Source organism: Rhizobium sp. 05L419, from assembly GCF_056397845.1.
This window is the reverse complement of the sequence record NZ_JBFTOF010000003.1, coordinates 390,126-407,554: the sequence shown is the minus strand read 5'-3', so window position 1 is coordinate 407,554 and position 17,429 is coordinate 390,126. Positions and strand designations below refer to the sequence as shown.

Below are 17,429 nucleotides of genomic sequence, written 5' to 3'. Positions count from 1 at the left end.
TACAGCCGCAAGGCTGTTCCATCCGACTATTTCCCGTCGCCGTTCCCCAACGCCGAAGCGGCCGCCGCTTCCAACAACGGCGCGGCTCCGCCCGACTTTTCGCTGATCGCCAAGGCACGCGAAGTCGAGCGTGGTTTCCCGCAGTTCGTCTTCGATATCTTCACGCAATACCAGGAAGGCGGGCCGGACTACATCTACTCGCTGCTGACAGGCTACGAAGAACCTCCGGCTGGCTTCCAGGTTCCCGAGGGCGGGCATTACAACCCGTATTTCCATGCCGCTGCCGTCCTGGCGATGCCGAAGCCGCTGTCGGACGGTCAGGTTACCTACGACGACGGTTCGCCGGCGACGGTCGCTCAGTATGCCAAGGACGTTTCCGCGTTCCTCATGTGGGCAGCCGAACCGCATCTGGTTGCGCGCAAGCATACGGGTTTCATGGTCATGGTCTTCCTGCTGATCTTTTCGGGCCTGATCTACCTGACGAAGCGGTCGGTTTATGCAAACAAGGAACACTGAGAGCATTGCTCCCGTGTGAGGAAAAGGCGGTCTTCGGGCCGCCTTTTTTGTTGGTTCCTTCGATCGCAATTGATAGGGTGCGCCGACCTCATAGCCTCTGCAGATATGGAACTTCCATGAACGATACGACTTCGGAGCTTGCTGCCAGCATCCGCTCCATTCCGGACTATCCAAAGCCCGGCATCGTCTTTCGCGACATCACGACGCTTCTCGGCAATCCACGTGCTTTCCGGCGGGCGATCGATGAGCTCGTTCAGCCTTATGCCGGCCTGAAGATCGACAAGATAGCCGGCATGGAAGCGCGCGGCTTCATTCTCGGCGGTGCGGTTGCGCATCAGCTGTCTGCCGGCTTTGTGCCGATCCGCAAGAAGGGCAAGCTGCCGCATGACACCGTGCGGATCGCCTACAGCCTGGAATATGGCGTCGACGAAATGGAGATGCATCGCGATGCCGTGCAGCCGGGAGAGAAGGTGATCCTGGTTGACGATCTGATCGCCACGGGCGGTACCGCGGTCGGTGCGACGCAGCTTCTTCGTCAGATCGGCGCGGAAGTCGTGTCTGCGTGTTTCGTCATCGATCTTCCCGATCTGGGCGGACGCGCGAAGCTTGAGGCGCTTGGCGTCGAGGTTCGCACGCTGGTCGAATTCTCGGGCCACTGAGGCCCGGTCATTCGAATTCCAGGACGCTGCCTTCGAAACGGATGACAGGCGTCCCGTCCGCGATGACGCCCTGCGAAAGGATGGTGTTCAGCCGCATTCCGGGGCGCGAGGCCAGCGGGCGGCTCTTCAGCAATGTGTTGGAGTAGTGGACCTCCTCGCCTGAGAAAACCGGCCGCAGCCATTGCATGTTGCGGAAGCCGGGGGAGGGCCCGAGCCTGGGCGGGGACGATCCCTCGCGCATCAGCCGCGTGCATTCTTCTTCCCAGTACGCCATGAAAACCCGCATCCAGGCTGCGCAGGTATGCCAGCCGGAGGCACAGAGGCTGCCGAACAGGCTCTCCCGCGCCGCATCGCTGTCAAGATGGAAGGGCTGGGGGTCGAAGCGCGTGGCGAAGGCGACGATTCTTTCCGCCGTGAAGACGTAGCTCCCGATATCGGTCTTCTCCCCGAAGACATAGCGTTCCGCCATGATCATGTGCCGACCTCCGGCACCTTGCGCATCGCGAACATGATAGACCCCTCAGACGCACAGACGAGGTCGCCCCTCTGATTGGCAAGTTCATGCCGGAACTTGACGATGCCGACGCCTGGCCTCGATTTCAGGGCCCGCGCCTCCGTGACCGTCGAATGGCCCGCCAGCGTATCGCCAGCCAGCACCGGCTTTCGCCATTCCATGACATCGATGCCGGGCGCACCCTGCGACAGAGAATTGAGGATGAAGCTATCAGTCATCATGCGCATGAACATGGCCGAGGTGTGCCAGCCGGAAGCCGCCAATCCCCCGAGGATGCTGGCGCGCCCGGCGGCTTCGTCCAGGTGCATCGGCTGGGGATCGAACTCACGGGCAAATTCGATTATTTCGGCCGCAGTAACCGTCTTCGGACCGAGGGCGAATGTGCGCCCCGGCTCGAAATCTTCGAACGTGAGCTTCTGATCGGACAAATTCGTCTCCGCTTCATAGGAAGTTTACAAGGATTACAATAGCCTCCGGGGAGGCACAATGATTCCGGCGAGATTTCAAGCATGAGTGGACTAAAGTCGATCCTGGATGATGCCGAGCGGGACGGGCTGATCCCCGTGCAGACCGTCGACCGGCTTTTGCCGTTTCTGCTCGAGCGAGGTGTACGGGTTGACGGTGAGCCGGTTGTGACTACAGGAGAGGACGCGGCGTTTTCGGACACGGAGACGCCGAGCTTCGTGCGCGGCTTCCACGATGTACTGATCACCATCGGCATCGTCGTGGCGCTTTCGGGGCTTTGGGGCCTGGCTTCCGTCTACGCGGTGTTGCCGGCAATCATTTTGTTGGCGGAGGTTCTCGTTCGCAGGCAGAGGCTGGCCTTGCCTGCCGTTGCGCTGACGATCGCGCTTGCAATCTGGACCGTCGTGATGTCGGCAAACTGGCTGGAGGGCCCCCTTACGATTGTCGGGTTAGGCGACAACGAGGCGCTGGCGTTCACGCTCACATTCCCGGCTGTCCTCGGCCTCTTCTATCTGCTTTACCGGGTTCCGCTTGCTCTCGCGCTGTCGATCATGGGGGTGGTTGTCGTCTTGCTGCAGCTCGTTTTGCGTGCCCTCGGCTGGCTGAGCGGCGATCCGCTGTTTGCCGTCAATCATGCCGGCGTGCTGTCGATCACAGCCGTTGTGTGCGCAGTCGGACTTTTTTCGCTTGCCATGCGGTTCGACCTGCGCGATCCGCTTCGCCTTACCGTCAACGCCGACGTTGCTTTCTGGCTGCATCTCGGTGCGGCGCCGGCCTTGCTTTACAGCATCGTCTCGCTGACGGGCCTGAACGACAGCCTGGTTGACACGGTGCAGACGGTGTCCTCCCGCACGCCGGTGGTGGTTGCAACCGTGGCCGCACTGATGCTCGTGGGGCTGATCATCGACCGTCGCGCTTTCGTGACATCCGGGCTCGTGTCGCTCGGGTTTGCGCTCTACGGCATCTTCCGCCAGGGCAATGCGCGCGTCGATACCTATATCTTCGTCACGCTTCTGACTGTGGGTGTCATCGTGCTCGTCATCGGCACCGGATGGATGCCGCTGCGGCGCTTTGTCATGCGCCGGCTACCGGCCGCGATACGCGATAGACTGCCGCCGGCCTAACTGGGACGCGAAACCGCGGTCTCTTGTTGGGCTTGCTCCAGGCGGCAGTCGCCTCTTTTCCGCTTCAGGTGTTAAAGCGGAAGTGGATCACGTCGCCGTCCTGTACAATGTATTCCTTGCCTTCGTCACGACCCTTGCCGGCTTCCTTGGCGCCGACTTCACCCTTGAAATTGATATAGTCGTCATAGGCGATGGTGAAGGCGCGGATGAAGCCGCGTTCGAAGTCGGTGTGGATCACGCCTGCGGCGGCCGGCGCCTTGGTACCACGCACGATCGTCCAGGCGCGTGTTTCCTTGGGGCCGACGGTGAAATAGGTGATCAAGTCGAGGAGGTGGTAGCCGGCGCGGATCAACCGGTCTAGGCCGGCTTCTTCCAGGCCGAGGGCCGACAGGAACTCCACTGCTTCCTCTTCGGGAAGCTGCGCCACTTCGGATTCGATCGCGGCCGAGATGATCACGCATTCAGCGCCCTGTTCCTTGGCCATGACGGCCACGGCTTTGGTGTGCTCGTTGCCCGTGGACGCATCGGTTTCGGCGACATTGCAGACATAGAGTACCGGGTGCGAGGTCAGCAGGTTGAGGCTCTTGAGGATCTCGATGTCTTCGGGTGCGAGCGTCTTCAGGAGCAGGCGTGCAGGCTTGCCCTCGTTGAGCAGCTTGATGACGGCTTCCATGACCGGCAGCTGCGCCAGCGATTCCTTGTCCTTGCTGGCAGCGCGCTTGCGGGTCTGCTCGACACGGCGCTCGAGGCTCTCGAGGTCGGCGAGCATCAGCTCCGTCTCGATCGTGTCGGCATCGCCGACCGGATTGATGCGGCCTTCGACATGGGTGATGTCGTCGTCCTCGAAGCAGCGCAGCACATGTACGACCGCATCGACTTCGCGGATGTTGGCGAGAAACTTATTGCCGAGGCCTTCACCTTTCGACGCACCACGCACAAGACCGGCGATGTCGACGAAGGAGATGCGGGTCGGGATGATTTCCTTGGAGCCCGCGATGGTGGCGAGCTTCTGCATTCGCGGATCGGGAACGGCGACTTCGCCCGTGTTCGGTTCGATCGTGCAGAAGGGATAATTCGCCGCCTGCGCCTGCGCTGTCTTTGTCAGCGCGTTGAAGAGAGTCGACTTGCCGACATTCGGCAGACCGACGATACCGCATTTGAAGCCCATGGCCTGAAACCTGCTGTTCTTGAATTCCTTGGCCGTGCGTATGGGGTAAAAGCCGCCTCCGGGTCAAGCTTTTCGAGCACATCTGTCGTGATCAAAGCGGGTTTCGCTTGAAAGCTGCTCTTGCAGCACAATATAGTTGACGGGCTGAGCGTGCGCTCGCCTTTCCCATGTCATCAACGGGTGGACTTCCGATGAGTGACAACGATGTTGCCCTGAAGCCGAAAATCAAAGCCGAGCCGAAGCTGGAACGCCCCAAGCTCTACAAGGTCATTCTCGTCAATGACGATTTTACGCCGCGGGAATTCGTCATCGCGGTACTGAAGGTGGTGTTCCGCATGAGCGAGGAGACGGGATACCGGGTGATGCTGACGGCGCACAAACTGGGCACCTCCGTTGTCGTCGTGTGCGCCAGGGATATTGCCGAGACCAAGGCGAAGGAGGCGGTGGATTTCGGCAAGGAGGCCGGGTTCCCGCTGATGTTCACCACAGAGCCGGAGGAATAGGCTCCTCAGGAGCGGCGGATCTGGAAACCAGTCTTATCCTGGACGAAGCCGCAACTCTCCTAAAAGCGCAGCGTTTCGGGCTCGTCTGATCCCGTCAGCAGCATGGCCTTGTAACAGCCGGCATCCCAGGCCGCATTGACGGCGTGCCGGATGAGCGCGCCACCATGGCCGAGCTTTCGATGGTCGCGATGCGTGACGACGTTTTCGATCAGGGCATAGGACGCACCGTTTCGCGTCAGGTTCGGGACGACGATCAGCGTCACCGTGCTTGTCGGCGCCTCATCGAGATGGCCGAGGAAGACGGTCATGCCCGGCTGAGCCAGGATGGCGGCGAAGCGGTCGTTGGCCTTGGAGCGTTCGAGCGCAGGATCGTCGGGATTGAGATGCCGATAGAGTTCGAGCAGGTCTCTAAGGTCATCCGCCACGGCCGCGCGGATCGAAAACGTCGGTTCGGCCACCGGTCACTCTTCCTTCTTGCCGAACATCCTCTTCAGCATGTCGGCCATGGGGCCGCTCGCGGGCAGCTTCGGCTGGCCGTTGTTGCGCGCCTGGCGGATGTGCGACTTTCCGGCCGGCTTCTTCTCGGCCTTCGGCTTTTCTTCTTCGGTCTTGCCGCCGACTGCAAGCGCCAGCTTGTTCATGAGCTGCGAATCTTCCTTTCGCACCAGCATGTCGGCATTGTCTGCGAGGGCATCGAGGAGCGGTTCGAGCCATTCCCGATCGCCCTTGGCGAAATCGCCAAGCACGTGATGCTGCACCATTTCCTTGACGCCGGGGTGACCGATGCCGAGCCGCAGGCGGCGGTATTCCTTGCCGCAATGGGCGTCGAGCGATTTGATGCCGTTGTGGCCGCCATGGCCGCCGCCGGTCTTGACGCGAGCCTTGCCCGGCAGCAGGTCGAGTTCGTCGTAGACGGCGACCAGATCGGTGGCCTCCAGCTTGTAGAAACGCATAGCCTCGCCGACGGATTCGCCCGAGAGGTTCATGTAGGTCTGCGGCTTGATCAGAAGCACTTTCTCCCCGGCGATCTCGCCCTCGGCGATTTCCGCCTTGAACTTCTTCGACCACGGCGAAAAGCTGTGCCGGCGATGGATGGCGTCGACGGCCATGAAGCCGATATTGTGGCGGTTGCCGGCGTATTTTCCGCCGGGATTGCCGAGGCCCGCAATGATCAGCATGGCTCGTTTGTTCCTTGCAAAATGCTCTAGGCGTTCACCACCGCGAAACGACGGCAAAGTCAAGCACAAGAAGCAGGCAGGTCGGCAGGAAAATCAGTCCGAAGGGTGCAGACCGTAATTCGCGAAGATGGCCTTCTGGGTGCCATCGGCAATCAGCTTGTCGAGAGCCGCCTGCATCTTCGAAAGCAGATCGCCCGGAAAACCCTTCTCGCAAGCAATTCCCATCAGTTGGGAGGACAGCACCGCGACCTTTTCCAGGGGTTGTTCCGTCTTCAGCCTGTCGAAATAGATCTCGGATATCGGCATCATGTCGATACGGCCGTTGAGAAGCTTGCGAAGCGTCGCGTTGAAGTCGGTCGCGACGTCCAGTTTGGCGAAGCCCTTCTCTTTCAGAACCGTCTCGGTATAGTCCTCACGCTGGGTTCCGATCGTGTATTTCTTGGCCTCCTCAAGATCCATGGTGGATATGCCGGAGCCGGACTTTGTGATCAGGATGTTGTTGTCGATCAGCAACGGCTCGACCCATTTGAACATCGGATCGCGCTTGGCGTTGTGCGCTGTGGTGAAGACGCAGGTCATCGGCGTGGTCTGGGCGAGGCTGTAGGCGCGTGCCCAGGGCATCATCTCGACCGTGTAACCAATGCCGGCGGCGGCCATCATCGTGTCGATCTGGTCGATCGATGCGCCCTTCATCGCCTTGCCGTCGCGATAGCTGAAGGGTGGGTATTCTTCCGTCAGCAGGCTGACGGTCGCAGCACCGGCCGAGGTAAAGGAAGGGAGGCACAGAAGGGCAAGGAGCAGCAGGCGTTTCATCATGTTGCCTTCCTGGTTGCGTTTACGAAGCGCGGGCGACCGCAAGTTTTACGACGGTCAACTGGTCGATCAGCTGCTCGGCATTCTGAGGGCGGTGGAAGAGATACCCTTGGCCGTAGTCCAGGCCCATTTCGCAGAGCGTCCGGCATTCCTCTTCGCTTTCGATGCCTTCGGCGATGACCGTGCAGTCCATTTTGTGGGACAGGGTTGTGATGCTCTCCACCAGCATGCGGCTCTTGTGGCGCACCTCCGCGTTGGCATCGTTGATCGAACGTGTGAACGACTGGTCGATCTTGATGATATCGACTGGAAAGCGGTTGAGATAGCTCAGCGACGAATAGCCTGTTCCGAAGTCATCCAACGCGATGCGGCAGCCGAAGCGGCGCATTTCGCCGACGATCGTGCGGATCGCCGGGTTATTGTGCATCAATACGGCTTCCGTGATTTCGACGACAATGCGCTCGGGGCGGATGCCATGGCGACCCAGCAGGGAGGCGAGGCGCGCGGGCAGGGCGGGCTCAAACTGCAGTGGCGAGAAATTGATGGCGAGATAGCTCTCCTGCATGCCGGACAGCTTCGAGATCCTGGCCAGGTGGGCGATTGCCTTTTCCATGATGACGTTGCCGACGCGGACGATCTTCGACGTCTCCTCGGCGACGTTGACGATCGCTGCCGGCGCCATCAGTCCCTTCTGGGGATGGTTGAGGCGCATCAGCGCTTCAAATCCTGCGATCCCACGGCCGTTGAGGTTTACGATCGGCTGCAGATAGGCCTCGAACCAATCCTCAGTTAGGCCGGTCTCGATGCAGTTTTCGATCTCCGCGCGAGCGCGGGCATGATCGAGCATGCTGTTGTCGAACAGCTGCGCGCCATTCTTGCCATCACGCTTCTTTGCATACATGGCCATGTCGGATTTCTGCAGCAGTTCGGCGGCGTTGGCGGCATGACGCGGATAGATCGCGATACCAACGCTGGCGCTCAGGTGCAGGTCGGGGCCGAAGGGGTCGCGGAATATCGAGGCGATCTGCTCGGCCATGGCATTTGCACGCCGGGCGGCGTCCTTTGCCGGCAGCAGGATGGCGAATTCGTCGCCACCCAGGCGAGCTGCCTCGTCGGACGGCGCGAGATGGGCTTTCAGCCGGTCGACGAATTCGCGCAGTGCCTTGTCGCCTTCGGCATGGCCGAGATTGTCGTTGATCCACTTGAACCGGTCGAGGTCGACGAAGAGGCAGGCGAGTTCCTGGCCGGCGGTGTCGGCTTCGCGGATCTTTCCATCGAGGGCATGCTCGAAGCCCTGCCGGTTGAGGAGGCCGGTCAGGTGGTCGCTGATGGCCTGACTGTGGTTTCTTGCTTCGGATGCCTTGAGTTCCGTGACGTCGGTCATCACCGAAAGCGACAGCAGGTCGTGACCGCCCGTGGCCGCCTTGGATTCCAGGATCAGCACGTCCATGACACGACCGTCGGCGCAGAGGAATTTGACCGTAACGTCGAAGGCCGCAGCGTTTTCAATCTCATCCTTGCGATTTTGAAAGCTCTCACGCGTGCTGGCTGTGACCAGATCGATGAACCTGCGGCCGATGACGTCCGACCGTTGGTAGCCGGTGGCAACGAGCCAGTAGTCGCTCACGGCGGTGATGCGATCGTCCTCATCCAGCGAGAAGAGCATGGCCGGGGTGAGGCCGTAGATATCGATTGCGCGGCGATGAGCGAGCTTCAGTTCTCTCTCCTCGCTTTCCAGCTTGGACTGCATTTCGTTGAAGCTATTGGCGAGCCGGCCCATCTCGTCGTTGGAATGCCAGTCGACGTGATGGCGCGAGCCCAGTTGGCCCGTCGCTTCGATGGCTGCGATCAGGCGCATCAGCGGCCTGATGATGAAAATGCGGTTGCCGATGAGTGCCGCACTGAAAACGGTGAGAACGGCGAAGACGAAGATCGACATGAAGACGATCTCTTCACTCTTCAGGCCTGAGAAGAGGCCGAGGGCGGGATAGAAAACAGAGATGCTGCCGAGGTTTTTCGGGCCGTCGATCGTGTTGTAGATGATGGCGCGCGAAACCTGCACCAGCTCGCCACGGAACGATTTCGGTATGGTCGATTGCGTGACGTCGAGCTGGCCGGACTGATCCCGGACCTGGACCTTGACGATTGCGCCTTGCGAAACGACGGTCGCGCTGATCTGCGCAACGCTGTCCTCATCGAGATCCCAGAGAGGCTTTGCCAGTGCCTGAGCATTGGCAACGAGAAGAACGGAGATGTGATCGCGGATCTCTTTCTCTGCGCGTTCGGAGGACAGAAAGAGAAACAGAACAAATAGAGGCGCGACGAAGAGAAGCAGTGCCCCGCAAACGATTGCTAGAAATCTATTCTGAACGGAATTGTGCATGTGTTCCGTTTTCTCCCTGCCGCATTCTTTGCCGCTCGCTGCCGCCACAGCATTCCTCGCAAACGGTTCCAAATGCTTCCACGAAATGTATTAAATGTTGCTGAAACGGCCCCTTTTGCCCAAATGAAAAGGCCCGCCTTCAGGAGAAAGCGGGCCTTATGCTTTACAAATTGTTGGAAGCTATCAGGCTTCAGCTTCGCCAGCTTCTTCTGTGCTTTCGACGCCCGCTGCCGGAGCAATGATCGTCGCAATCGTGAAGTCGCGGTCGATAACCGTGGTCACGCCCTTTGGCAGGGTGACATCGGAAATGTGGATGCTGTCGCCGATCTTCTTGCCGCTGAGGTCAATGTTGAAGAATTCGGGAATCGCATCAGCCGGGCAATGAACTTCGATCTCGTGGCGAACGATGTTCAAAACGCCACCGATCTTGAGGCCCTGGGACTTTTCTTCATTGATGAAGTGAACCGGGATCTCGACGGTGACCTGGGTGTTTGCCGAAACGCGCAGGAAGTCTACGTGCATCGTGAAGTCGCGAACCGGATCGAGCTGGTAGTCCTTCGGCAGAACCTTGAACTTCTTGCCGTCGACCTCGATCGTTGCAACGGTGGTCATGAAACCGCCGGCGTGGATGCGCTTCGTCACCTCATTGGTGCTGAGAGCGATAGAAATGGGGGCCTGCTTGTCACCATAAATGACAGCGGGAATTAAACCGTTGCGGCGAAGTTCACGGGCGGACCCCTTACCAACCCGTTCGCGCGCCTCGGCCTTGAGCTCGTAGCTTTCGTGGCTCATGACTTTTCCTTCCGAGGTTATTTGGAGAGCCCCGCGGCGGCAAAAGCCTGTCGCGGAACTGGAGGCGGGTTTCCCCATCCTCATCCGCGTTGCCTCCAAGGGTGTCTGCGCGGACGCGTGCGCTATAGTATAGTTGTGCTGCAAAGGCAAGCGATGGCCGGCCTTCGAGTGTATCCACATCCCGGCAAGCCGTTGGCGAGCGGTCGTTGTGTCAGAGAATCCAGAGTTGCATAGCGTTGTCAACGTTTAACCATATGAACGGAATTCATGCGCAGTTAAGGAATGCTACTGTCCGCAACGCTATGAAGAGCCGACATCAACACGGTCCTTCAGCATGCTCCGCATCATTTCCTGTATCGCCGTCGAACACAGCCTGCCGCATCTGCTTTTCGCAACGGCCATTTGCGTCCTCGGTTCGCTGCTGACGGTCCGGCTCTTTTCCAAGGTAAGACGAACCCAGGGCCTGCAGAGGGTCAACTGGCTGTTTCTGTCCGGGTTTGTCGGTGGAGCGACGATCTGGACCACGCATTTCATCGCCATGCTCGGCTATCATGCGCCAACGCTGACCGGTTATGAGCCGGGAATGACGCTGCTGTCGCTCTTCATCGGGATCAGCTCTGCAATGATCGGGTTCAGTATTGCCTCCGTGCGCCGCGAGAGAACTGCACTGATCGAGGCCGGCGGCGTGATTGTCGGCCTTGGCGTCGCGGCGATGCATTATGTCGGGATCGCCGGTTTCAAGGTTGCGGGGGATATCGAGTGGAGCAGGTCTTATGTCCTTGGCTCCCTGATCACCGCCGCCGTTTTCGGCGCGCTGGTGACGAACCGCGTCGCCCGGCCCACCACACGCTTCAGCAAATGCGGCGCAGCGCTTCCGCTGATCCTCGCCATCGTGTCCACGCATTTCGTCGGCATGGCCGGCATGACGGTCGTGCCCGATGCGGCTGTTTCCGTTCCTGCTGAAATCCTCTCCGTCGGGATCATGACCAGCCTCGTGGGGGCGGTGATGATCATCATCCTTCTGCTCGGCGCCTCGACCTACATCATCGACATGCAGTCGACCGTGGCCGCGGTTGCGCGCTACCGGCATCTGTCGCTTCACGATCCGCTGACCCATCTGGCGAACCGGGCAGCATTGAACGAACATCTCCCGGCGCTGACCAAAAGCCTTGGCGGCCTGGCGGACAGTATCGCAGTCCTTTGCTTCGATCTCGATCGGTTCAAGGAGATCAACGATGTGCACGGCCACGCAGCCGGCGATGCGGTGCTGCGCGCGATAGGAGAGCGATTGACCGCCGTGAACGGGAAGGGGCAATTTGCGGCTCGCGTCGGCGGCGACGAGTTCGTTGTCGTCATGCGCGACCACATTGCACGGTCCGAAGCTCCGGCGTTGGCGCAGCGCTTGCTCGATGAAATCGAGCGGCCGGTGGAGTGGCAGGGTCAGTCTCTTTGCGTCGGATCCAGTATCGGCATCTCCAGCTTTCCGGACCGGGCCCAGACGATCGACGATCTGCTTTCGCAGGCGGATGTCGCCATGTACCGGGCAAAGACGACGGTCGGCGGCAGCATCTGCTTCTATGATCCCTCAATGGACGAAGCTGCGCGCGCGCGCAGCGCCTTGGCGATCGAGATGCGCGAGGGCCTGAAGCGCAACGAGTTCCTGCTGTTTTACCAGCAGCAGAACGACACTGTCAGCCGCGAGGTGGTGGGACTGGAGGTGCTGTTGCGGTGGCGCCATCCGACGCGCGGATATGTTTCTCCGAGCGAATTCATTCCGATCGCGGAAAAGACGGGTTTCATCATGGAGCTCGGCGAATGGGTTCTGCGCACGGCCTGTGCTGAAGCCGCGACCTGGAGGAACCCGCTGCGCATTGCCGTGAACGTCGCGGCGCAGCAGCTGGCCGACAGCCGCCTGCCGCAGATCGTTCACCAGATACTCATGGAAACCGGACTTGCGCCATCGCGCCTGGAACTGGAGATCACCGAAACCGGCATCGTTGCTGACCATGCGCATGCGCTGAACGCGATCCGTCGCCTGAAGGCGTTCGGTGTCAGAGTGGCAATGGACGACTACGGTACCGGCTATTCATCGCTCTCGACCCTGCAAAGCTTCCCGTTCGACAAGATCAAGATCGACCGCGCCTTCGTCGATGGTGTCGTTACCAACAAGCAGTCGGCGGCCATCGTGCGCTCCACCCTCATTCTTGCACAGAGCCTCGACATTCCGGTTCTCGCCGAGGGTGTGGAGAGGGAGGAGCACATCGAGTTCCTGCGCCGGGAGGGCTGCCTGCAGGTACAAGGTTTCCTGTTTGGCAAGCCGGCCCCGCGTCAGGACATCGAGGCGATTGTGAACGGGCGGTCCGTGGCAGCCGACAACGGGCCACGGGACGCCGCAGCCTGAGCATCGGGCCCGGGCTGACGGGTTGACATCGAACTTCAGCGACTTCACATGTGCGATGAACGCCAAGGGGGAATCCGGCATGAAGCTCAATGCCATAACAGTCACGGGTGCCATCGTTCTCGGGTTGCTGTCGACAGGGCAGGCGGCCGAGATCAATCAGCAGGGCGCAAGCGACATCGAGAGAAATCTGACGAAGCTGCTGCCGAAGCAATTGAGCAGGGATGGTTTTGTCACCGTCAATCCCGCCGGCAGCCGCTACGAGATCATCTACGATCTCGAAAAGCTGCTGAAGAACATTAATCCCGCCGATTTTGCCATCAGCGGCCTCGCCCCGTGGTCGATCTTCGCAACGCCGCAGGATGGCGGCCTCTGGAAGATCGAGGGCGACAATTCCCTCAATGCCACAGGTCATTTTTCGGCAGCCGGCCAGCCAAAGACCGACTTCACATACACGGTGGATTCGCTGATCTTCAGCGGCCTGTTCGATCCGGCGATCAGTTATCTGCGCTCCGGCGATTTCTCGTCCAAGGCGGTGCGGTTTTCGTCGACGACGGATGCTGAGGAGGTCAGCGTCGCTGCTGACAGTTCGAACTACAAGCTTACCTCCTCGGATAGCGCATCCGCCGGGCGAACGAACTTCGCAGGCAGCGGAACATTCCAGGCTTTTGTCGAGACGGTCAGTGGCCGGAACGTTCCACCAGTCGAAATCCGCGCCGACACGGTCGATTTTGCGGCTGCGGTGAATGGTGTGGCTGCCAAGGAAATCCGCGATATCGTCGTCTTCGTGCTTGATCACGCTGACGAAAAGAAGCTTCGCCGAGCCGATAGTGAAGCGCTGAAGAGCCTGCTTCGAAAGGCTTTCCCATTGATGACCAGCCTCAATGAAACGATCAGTCTCAACAATCTGACAGTATCGAACGTTGCCGGGAACGGTGGCGCAAAGACGTTGGACTATACGGTCGCAATGAGCGGGCCGAGCAATGCCACGCGCTTCGATATCGGCATGGCGGCACAGCAGATCAGCGTCGACAGTTCGCTGGTGCCGGCAGCCTATTCGGCCTTTGTTCCCAATTCGCTTCAGGTGCAGCTGGCTCTACCTGACATAGACCTCGCGGCCTTCGGCGACGAGCTTCTGAAGGTCGATTTCTCCAAGCCCACATCCGACCGGGACAGCGAGAAGGCGTTCGAGAAGCTCATCGAAGGGCACGATTTCGTCGTCGCGTTTCCGAAGATTGCAGTCGTCTCGAGCGTCTACGATGCCGATATCTCAGGCGAGATTCGCGGCGATCCGAAGACGCAGAAGGAATACTCCATGAAGGCGTCGATCCTGGCGCGTGACTTCGACAAGACCATCGCAGCCGTCCAGGAGTTGGCCAGGACCAATCCAGATCTCAACCAGGTCTCCTTCGGGCTGATGATGGCCAAGGGCTTTGCCAAGGCGGACGCTGACGGGCGCCAGCGGTGGGATATCGACATCGCGCGTAGCGGCGCCATTACGATCAATGGACAGGTGGTCAAAGGCGCTGAGTAAACGGGCAGGTGCGGCGCTCGCAATGGGCGCAGCCTTGTCCCTTGCGGGGGCGGCGCGGCAGGTTCATTGTACACCGCTGGCGTCCGCCCAGCATGAACGTCGAGACTGAACGGCGCGTGGCGTCTCAAGGTCGGTTGCATGAAGTGTACCGCCTGCGGTTTTGCGATCGAGAGCGGCTTTGCGTTCTGCCCGAAATGCGGCGCACGGCAAGCGACCACATGTGCCGTGTGCGGCGAAGCTTGCCAGCCTGATTTCGCCTTCTGCCCGAAATGCGGGACCGCAATCGGCGGTTCGTCCGTGCGCGCGCGCGGCGGAGACGCCATCCCGCCAGGTCAACCGGTTCCGCCGGCGCTCGACGAAGGCGCCGATCGCCGGCCGTTGACCGTGCTCTTCGCTGATCTGTGCGGCTTTACCACACTCAGCGAGAAGACCGATCCAGAGGTCATGCGGGCCCTGCAGAACGACGTCTTCGAAGAACTGACGCACGCAGTCGAGGCCTATGGCGGTTTCGTCGACAAGTTCGTGGGCGACGCCTTGCTGGCGCTCTTTGGAGCGCCGACGGCGCATGAGGACGATCCCGACCGTGCCTTGCGCTCAGCGCTCGAAATGATGGCAGGCGCCGAGCGCGTCGGTCGCCGGTGGCCGGCGCTGGAGGGTGTTCCCCTGCAATTGCATATCGGCATCAATACCGGGCCGGTCGTCACGGGCGGCTTCGGCGCGTCGTCGTCGCGCTCCTATTCCGTGACCGGCGATACCGTGAATACCGCCCAACGTCTCCAATCGATGGCGCATGCAGGGGCAATCCTGGTGGGGCCGATGACCCATCGGATGACGCGACATGCGTTCGCCTTCGAGAGCCTTGGCGCGCAGGCGCTTCGCGGCAAGAGCGGCGATGTCGAGGTGCATCGGCTGGTCGGACCGTTGGAGACACCGTACTCCGTGCGCGGATTGGAAAGCCTCGGGCTGCACGCCGACCTCGTCGGGCGAGATGCCGAACTCCTGCGGATGACCGATTGCCTGGAGCTTGCCTGCGGCGGGGGCGCGCAGCTTGTCCAACTCGTCGGGGAGGCGGGGATCGGAAAATCGCGGCTGGTCAAGGATTTCCTGGAGCGGCTTCCCGGCGAGACTCGGTTTCAGCATGTCGTTGTCAGGCGTGCCGTCTGCTCGCCGCTCGGGGAGCAGTCCTATGGCATGTTGGCGTCCGTGCTGCGCAGTGCCTATGGGATTGCCGACCGCGAGAACCCTCAGAGAACGGTGGAGCTGCTCACATCGGGACTGCGAGATCTACATTTTCCCGATGAGGATGTCGCCGGTTTGACGCCTCTGCTCTTCTGCGTCTTCGGCTTCGGCGATCCGGGCGAGGCGCTTCGCCATTTGGAGCCGGAAAAGCTGCGGCGTCAGATCCTCTATGCCACGCGCACGATCATCGAACGGCGCCTGTCACTCAGCCCGCTTCTGCTCGTCGTGGAAGACCTGCACTGGGCCGACGCCGCCTCCATCGAGACGCTGCGCTTCGTACTCGACAGGCTCGAGCGGGCACGTCTGATGATGTTGACAACGGGCCGTTCGTCTGAAGAGAGCGAAGGTCTGGCGTCCAGCCGAACCAGCCGCACGGTCTTGCGGCTCGGGCCACTGTCGCCGGAAGACAGTCAAAAGCTGCTCACGCAATTCTTCGGCGCCGGGAGTGCAGTTCCCGCCACCATGCGGTCACGCATCCTGATGCGTGCAGGCGGCAATCCATTGTTCATCGAAGAGATCGTCCGGGGCTTGATCGAGACCGGCATCGTCAGGCTCGACGGCGAGGGATGGAGCGTTGTGGGTGCTGAAATGGGGACGGAGATTCCCATGAGCCTGCAGGCGATGCTCCTGGCGCGTGTGGACCGCCTACCTTCGGACGTGAAGCGACTTGCACAGGAGGCCGCTGTGATCGGACCACGTTTCGAGGACGCGCTGCTGCGGGCGGTCACGTGCGAACCCGCCCGCGTCGAACCCTGCCTCGATTTTTTGTGCGAGGCGGAAATTCTGGAAGACGTCGGTCGCGATCCTGCGAAAACCGCCGGCTCCTATCGGTTTACCCAGGCGATGTTGCATGACGTCATCTACGGAAACCTCCTGCTGCAACGGCGCAGGGAGTTGCATGCCCGCATAGGGCACGCCATGGAGACCCTGCATCAGGGGGCGCCGTTGCGGCTCGAGGATATTGCGTTGCTCGGCCGGCACCTGTGTCTCGCCGGTGAGATAGACAGCGGCGCCCGTTACCTGACGGCGGCGGGCGATCTGGCCCGCAAGACCTATGCGAACGATGACGCCATTCGCCTCTACCGCGAAGCGCTTGCGGCTATCGCCGACAATGCCGCGATCCTGCCGCAGAGGCTTGACCTGCTTGAGCGGCTTGCCGACCTCTACGGTCCCGCCGGAGACCGGGACAATGCACGCAATCACTATGGGCTGGCGCTGGCGATCTTCCGTGATGCCGCCAACCTGCCCGCGGCTGCGAGAATCCTGCGCAAGCTTGGGCGCCTCCGTCTGGACGCGGGCAGGAGGGATCTCGCCGATGCCGATTTCGCCGAGGCCGCCTTGCTGCTGAGCCGGTGCGACGCGCCGATCGAGCTTGCGCATCTCTTGCAGGAGCGTGGGCATCTTGCCTTTCGCATGGGCGATCAACGCGCAGCCGCACGCTGCGCCGATGAAGCGCTTGCCTGCCTCGATGCATCCGATTGCGCGACCGCGGAGGCGGCGCAGGTGCGCGCGGAGGCGCTGAACACCAAGGGGGTAGCACTCGCCCGCCTCGGACATCACCGCGACGCCGTGCGCGAGGTCGAGCGAAGTCTTGAGGTTGCCGAGAAGGCGGAATTGCTGAGTGCGGCCTGTCGTGCCTACGCCAATCTCGGGGTGCTCTACACGATCGTCGATCCGGCGCGTGCGATAAAGGTCTGCCGGCAAGGCCTTGAAGTAGCCACGCATATCGCCGATCTCGCCTTCCAGGCGCGCCTCTATGCCAACCTTGCGGTCGCCTGCTGCACGTTCACGGATAATTGTGCCAAGGAGGGCGTGCCGGCCGCCGAGAGGGCGATCGAGATCGACCGGGCGCTCGACCAGCGGGATCATCTGGCGGTGCCGCTGATCGTGCTTGGGCAGATCCATCAATGTCATGGCCAGCCGAAACTGGCGCGCGACTATTACGAGGAAGCGCTGAAGGTAGCATCCGAAATTGGCGAGCCGCAACTGCTGTTTCCATGCTATGATGGGCTTGCGACGCTGAACCTGGAAAACGACGATATGGCCGAGGCCGAGCGGTTCTTTACGCTGGCTCAGGATGTCTGCGCCAAACACGGTCTGGATCCGGATGCTTTGGTGGTGTTGCCCTTTCTTGACTGAACGA

Annotated in this window: 15 protein-coding genes; 7 read left to right on the top strand and 8 right to left on the bottom strand. The window is 60.9% G+C overall.

Annotation, left to right across the window (positions count from 1 at the left end; genetic code table 11):
- On the top strand, positions 1-516 hold a 516-nt coding region (locus AC1DMK_RS06025), incomplete at its 5' end, for a cytochrome c1 (protein WP_477857694.1).
- A gap of 116 nt (positions 517-632) precedes the next feature.
- A complete protein-coding gene (locus AC1DMK_RS06020) occupies positions 633-1,175 on the top strand; it encodes an adenine phosphoribosyltransferase (RefSeq protein WP_037058651.1) in 543 nt (180 codons plus the stop codon).
- A 7-nt stretch (positions 1,176-1,182) separates the two neighbouring features.
- Here AC1DMK_RS06020 and AC1DMK_RS06015 read toward each other — a convergent pair whose 3' ends face one another.
- Together AC1DMK_RS06015 and AC1DMK_RS06010 are read right to left on the bottom strand one after the other, a co-directional pair.
- Entirely contained in the window at positions 1,183-1,650 is a 468-nt protein-coding gene (locus AC1DMK_RS06015) for a MaoC/PaaZ C-terminal domain-containing protein (RefSeq protein WP_037058649.1), read from the bottom strand.
- On the bottom strand, positions 1,647-2,117 hold the full coding sequence (locus AC1DMK_RS06010) for a MaoC family dehydratase (RefSeq protein WP_477857691.1): 471 nt from the start codon (positions 2,115-2,117) through the stop codon (positions 1,647-1,649). The genes AC1DMK_RS06015 and AC1DMK_RS06010 overlap by 4 nt, the downstream gene beginning before the upstream one ends.
- Positions 2,118-2,198: 81 nt before the next feature.
- Here AC1DMK_RS06010 and AC1DMK_RS06005 point away from each other — a divergent pair, with 81 nt between their 5' ends.
- Positions 2,199-3,278 carry a hypothetical protein gene (locus AC1DMK_RS06005; RefSeq protein ID WP_477857690.1) on the top strand — a complete coding sequence of 360 codons (1,080 nt, stop codon included), beginning with the start codon at positions 2,199-2,201 and terminating at the stop codon, positions 3,276-3,278.
- Between the two features lie 64 nt (positions 3,279-3,342).
- Here AC1DMK_RS06005 and ychF read toward each other — a convergent pair whose 3' ends face one another.
- A complete protein-coding gene (gene ychF / locus AC1DMK_RS06000; RefSeq protein WP_037058645.1) occupies positions 3,343-4,446 on the bottom strand; it encodes a redox-regulated ATPase YchF in 1,104 nt (367 codons plus the stop codon).
- A gap of 191 nt (positions 4,447-4,637) precedes the next feature.
- On the opposite strand from ychF, the gene clpS reads away from it, so the two are divergent.
- Positions 4,638-4,949: an ATP-dependent Clp protease adapter ClpS gene (gene clpS, locus AC1DMK_RS05995; RefSeq protein ID WP_037058643.1), complete on the top strand. Its 312-nt coding sequence runs from the start codon at positions 4,638-4,640 to the stop codon at positions 4,947-4,949.
- A 59-nt stretch (positions 4,950-5,008) separates the two neighbouring features.
- Here the strand turns inward: clpS and AC1DMK_RS05990 are convergent, their stop codons facing one another.
- From AC1DMK_RS05990 to AC1DMK_RS05970, 5 genes are all read right to left on the bottom strand, one after another.
- Complete coding sequence (locus AC1DMK_RS05990; protein WP_477857687.1) at positions 5,009-5,407, bottom strand: GNAT family N-acetyltransferase; 399 nt, start codon at positions 5,405-5,407, stop codon at positions 5,009-5,011.
- Positions 5,408-5,410: 3 nt separating this feature from the next.
- The gene (gene pth / locus AC1DMK_RS05985; RefSeq protein ID WP_477857685.1) at positions 5,411-6,127 is read right to left on the bottom strand and encodes an aminoacyl-tRNA hydrolase; all 717 of its coding nucleotides are present in this window, start codon (positions 6,125-6,127) and stop codon (positions 5,411-5,413) included.
- Between the two features lie 93 nt (positions 6,128-6,220).
- Complete coding sequence (locus AC1DMK_RS05980) at positions 6,221-6,940, bottom strand: substrate-binding periplasmic protein (RefSeq protein WP_477857716.1); 720 nt, start codon at positions 6,938-6,940, stop codon at positions 6,221-6,223.
- Between the two features lie 22 nt (positions 6,941-6,962).
- Entirely contained in the window at positions 6,963-9,323 is a 2,361-nt protein-coding gene (locus tag AC1DMK_RS05975; RefSeq protein WP_037058637.1) for an EAL domain-containing protein, read from the bottom strand.
- A 183-nt stretch (positions 9,324-9,506) separates the two neighbouring features.
- The gene (locus AC1DMK_RS05970; protein ID WP_037058634.1) at positions 9,507-10,115 is read right to left on the bottom strand and encodes a 50S ribosomal protein L25/general stress protein Ctc; all 609 of its coding nucleotides are present in this window, start codon (positions 10,113-10,115) and stop codon (positions 9,507-9,509) included.
- Between the two features lie 334 nt (positions 10,116-10,449).
- Between AC1DMK_RS05970 and AC1DMK_RS05965 the strand changes: the two genes are divergently transcribed.
- The 3 genes from AC1DMK_RS05965 to AC1DMK_RS05955 all read left to right on the top strand — a co-directional run bounded on the left by AC1DMK_RS05965 (position 10,450) and on the right by AC1DMK_RS05955 (position 17,425).
- Positions 10,450-12,516 carry a putative bifunctional diguanylate cyclase/phosphodiesterase gene (locus AC1DMK_RS05965; RefSeq protein WP_477857683.1) on the top strand — a complete coding sequence of 689 codons (2,067 nt, stop codon included), beginning with the start codon at positions 10,450-10,452 and terminating at the stop codon, positions 12,514-12,516.
- Between the two features lie 79 nt (positions 12,517-12,595).
- On the top strand, positions 12,596-14,047 hold the full coding sequence (locus AC1DMK_RS05960) for a hypothetical protein (RefSeq protein ID WP_477857682.1): 1,452 nt from the start codon (positions 12,596-12,598) through the stop codon (positions 14,045-14,047).
- 138 nt (positions 14,048-14,185) lie between these two features.
- Positions 14,186-17,425, top strand: a complete 3,240-nt coding sequence (locus AC1DMK_RS05955) for an adenylate/guanylate cyclase domain-containing protein (RefSeq protein WP_037058631.1) — start codon at positions 14,186-14,188, stop codon at positions 17,423-17,425.
- The last annotated feature ends 4 nt before the right edge of the window (positions 17,426-17,429 follow it).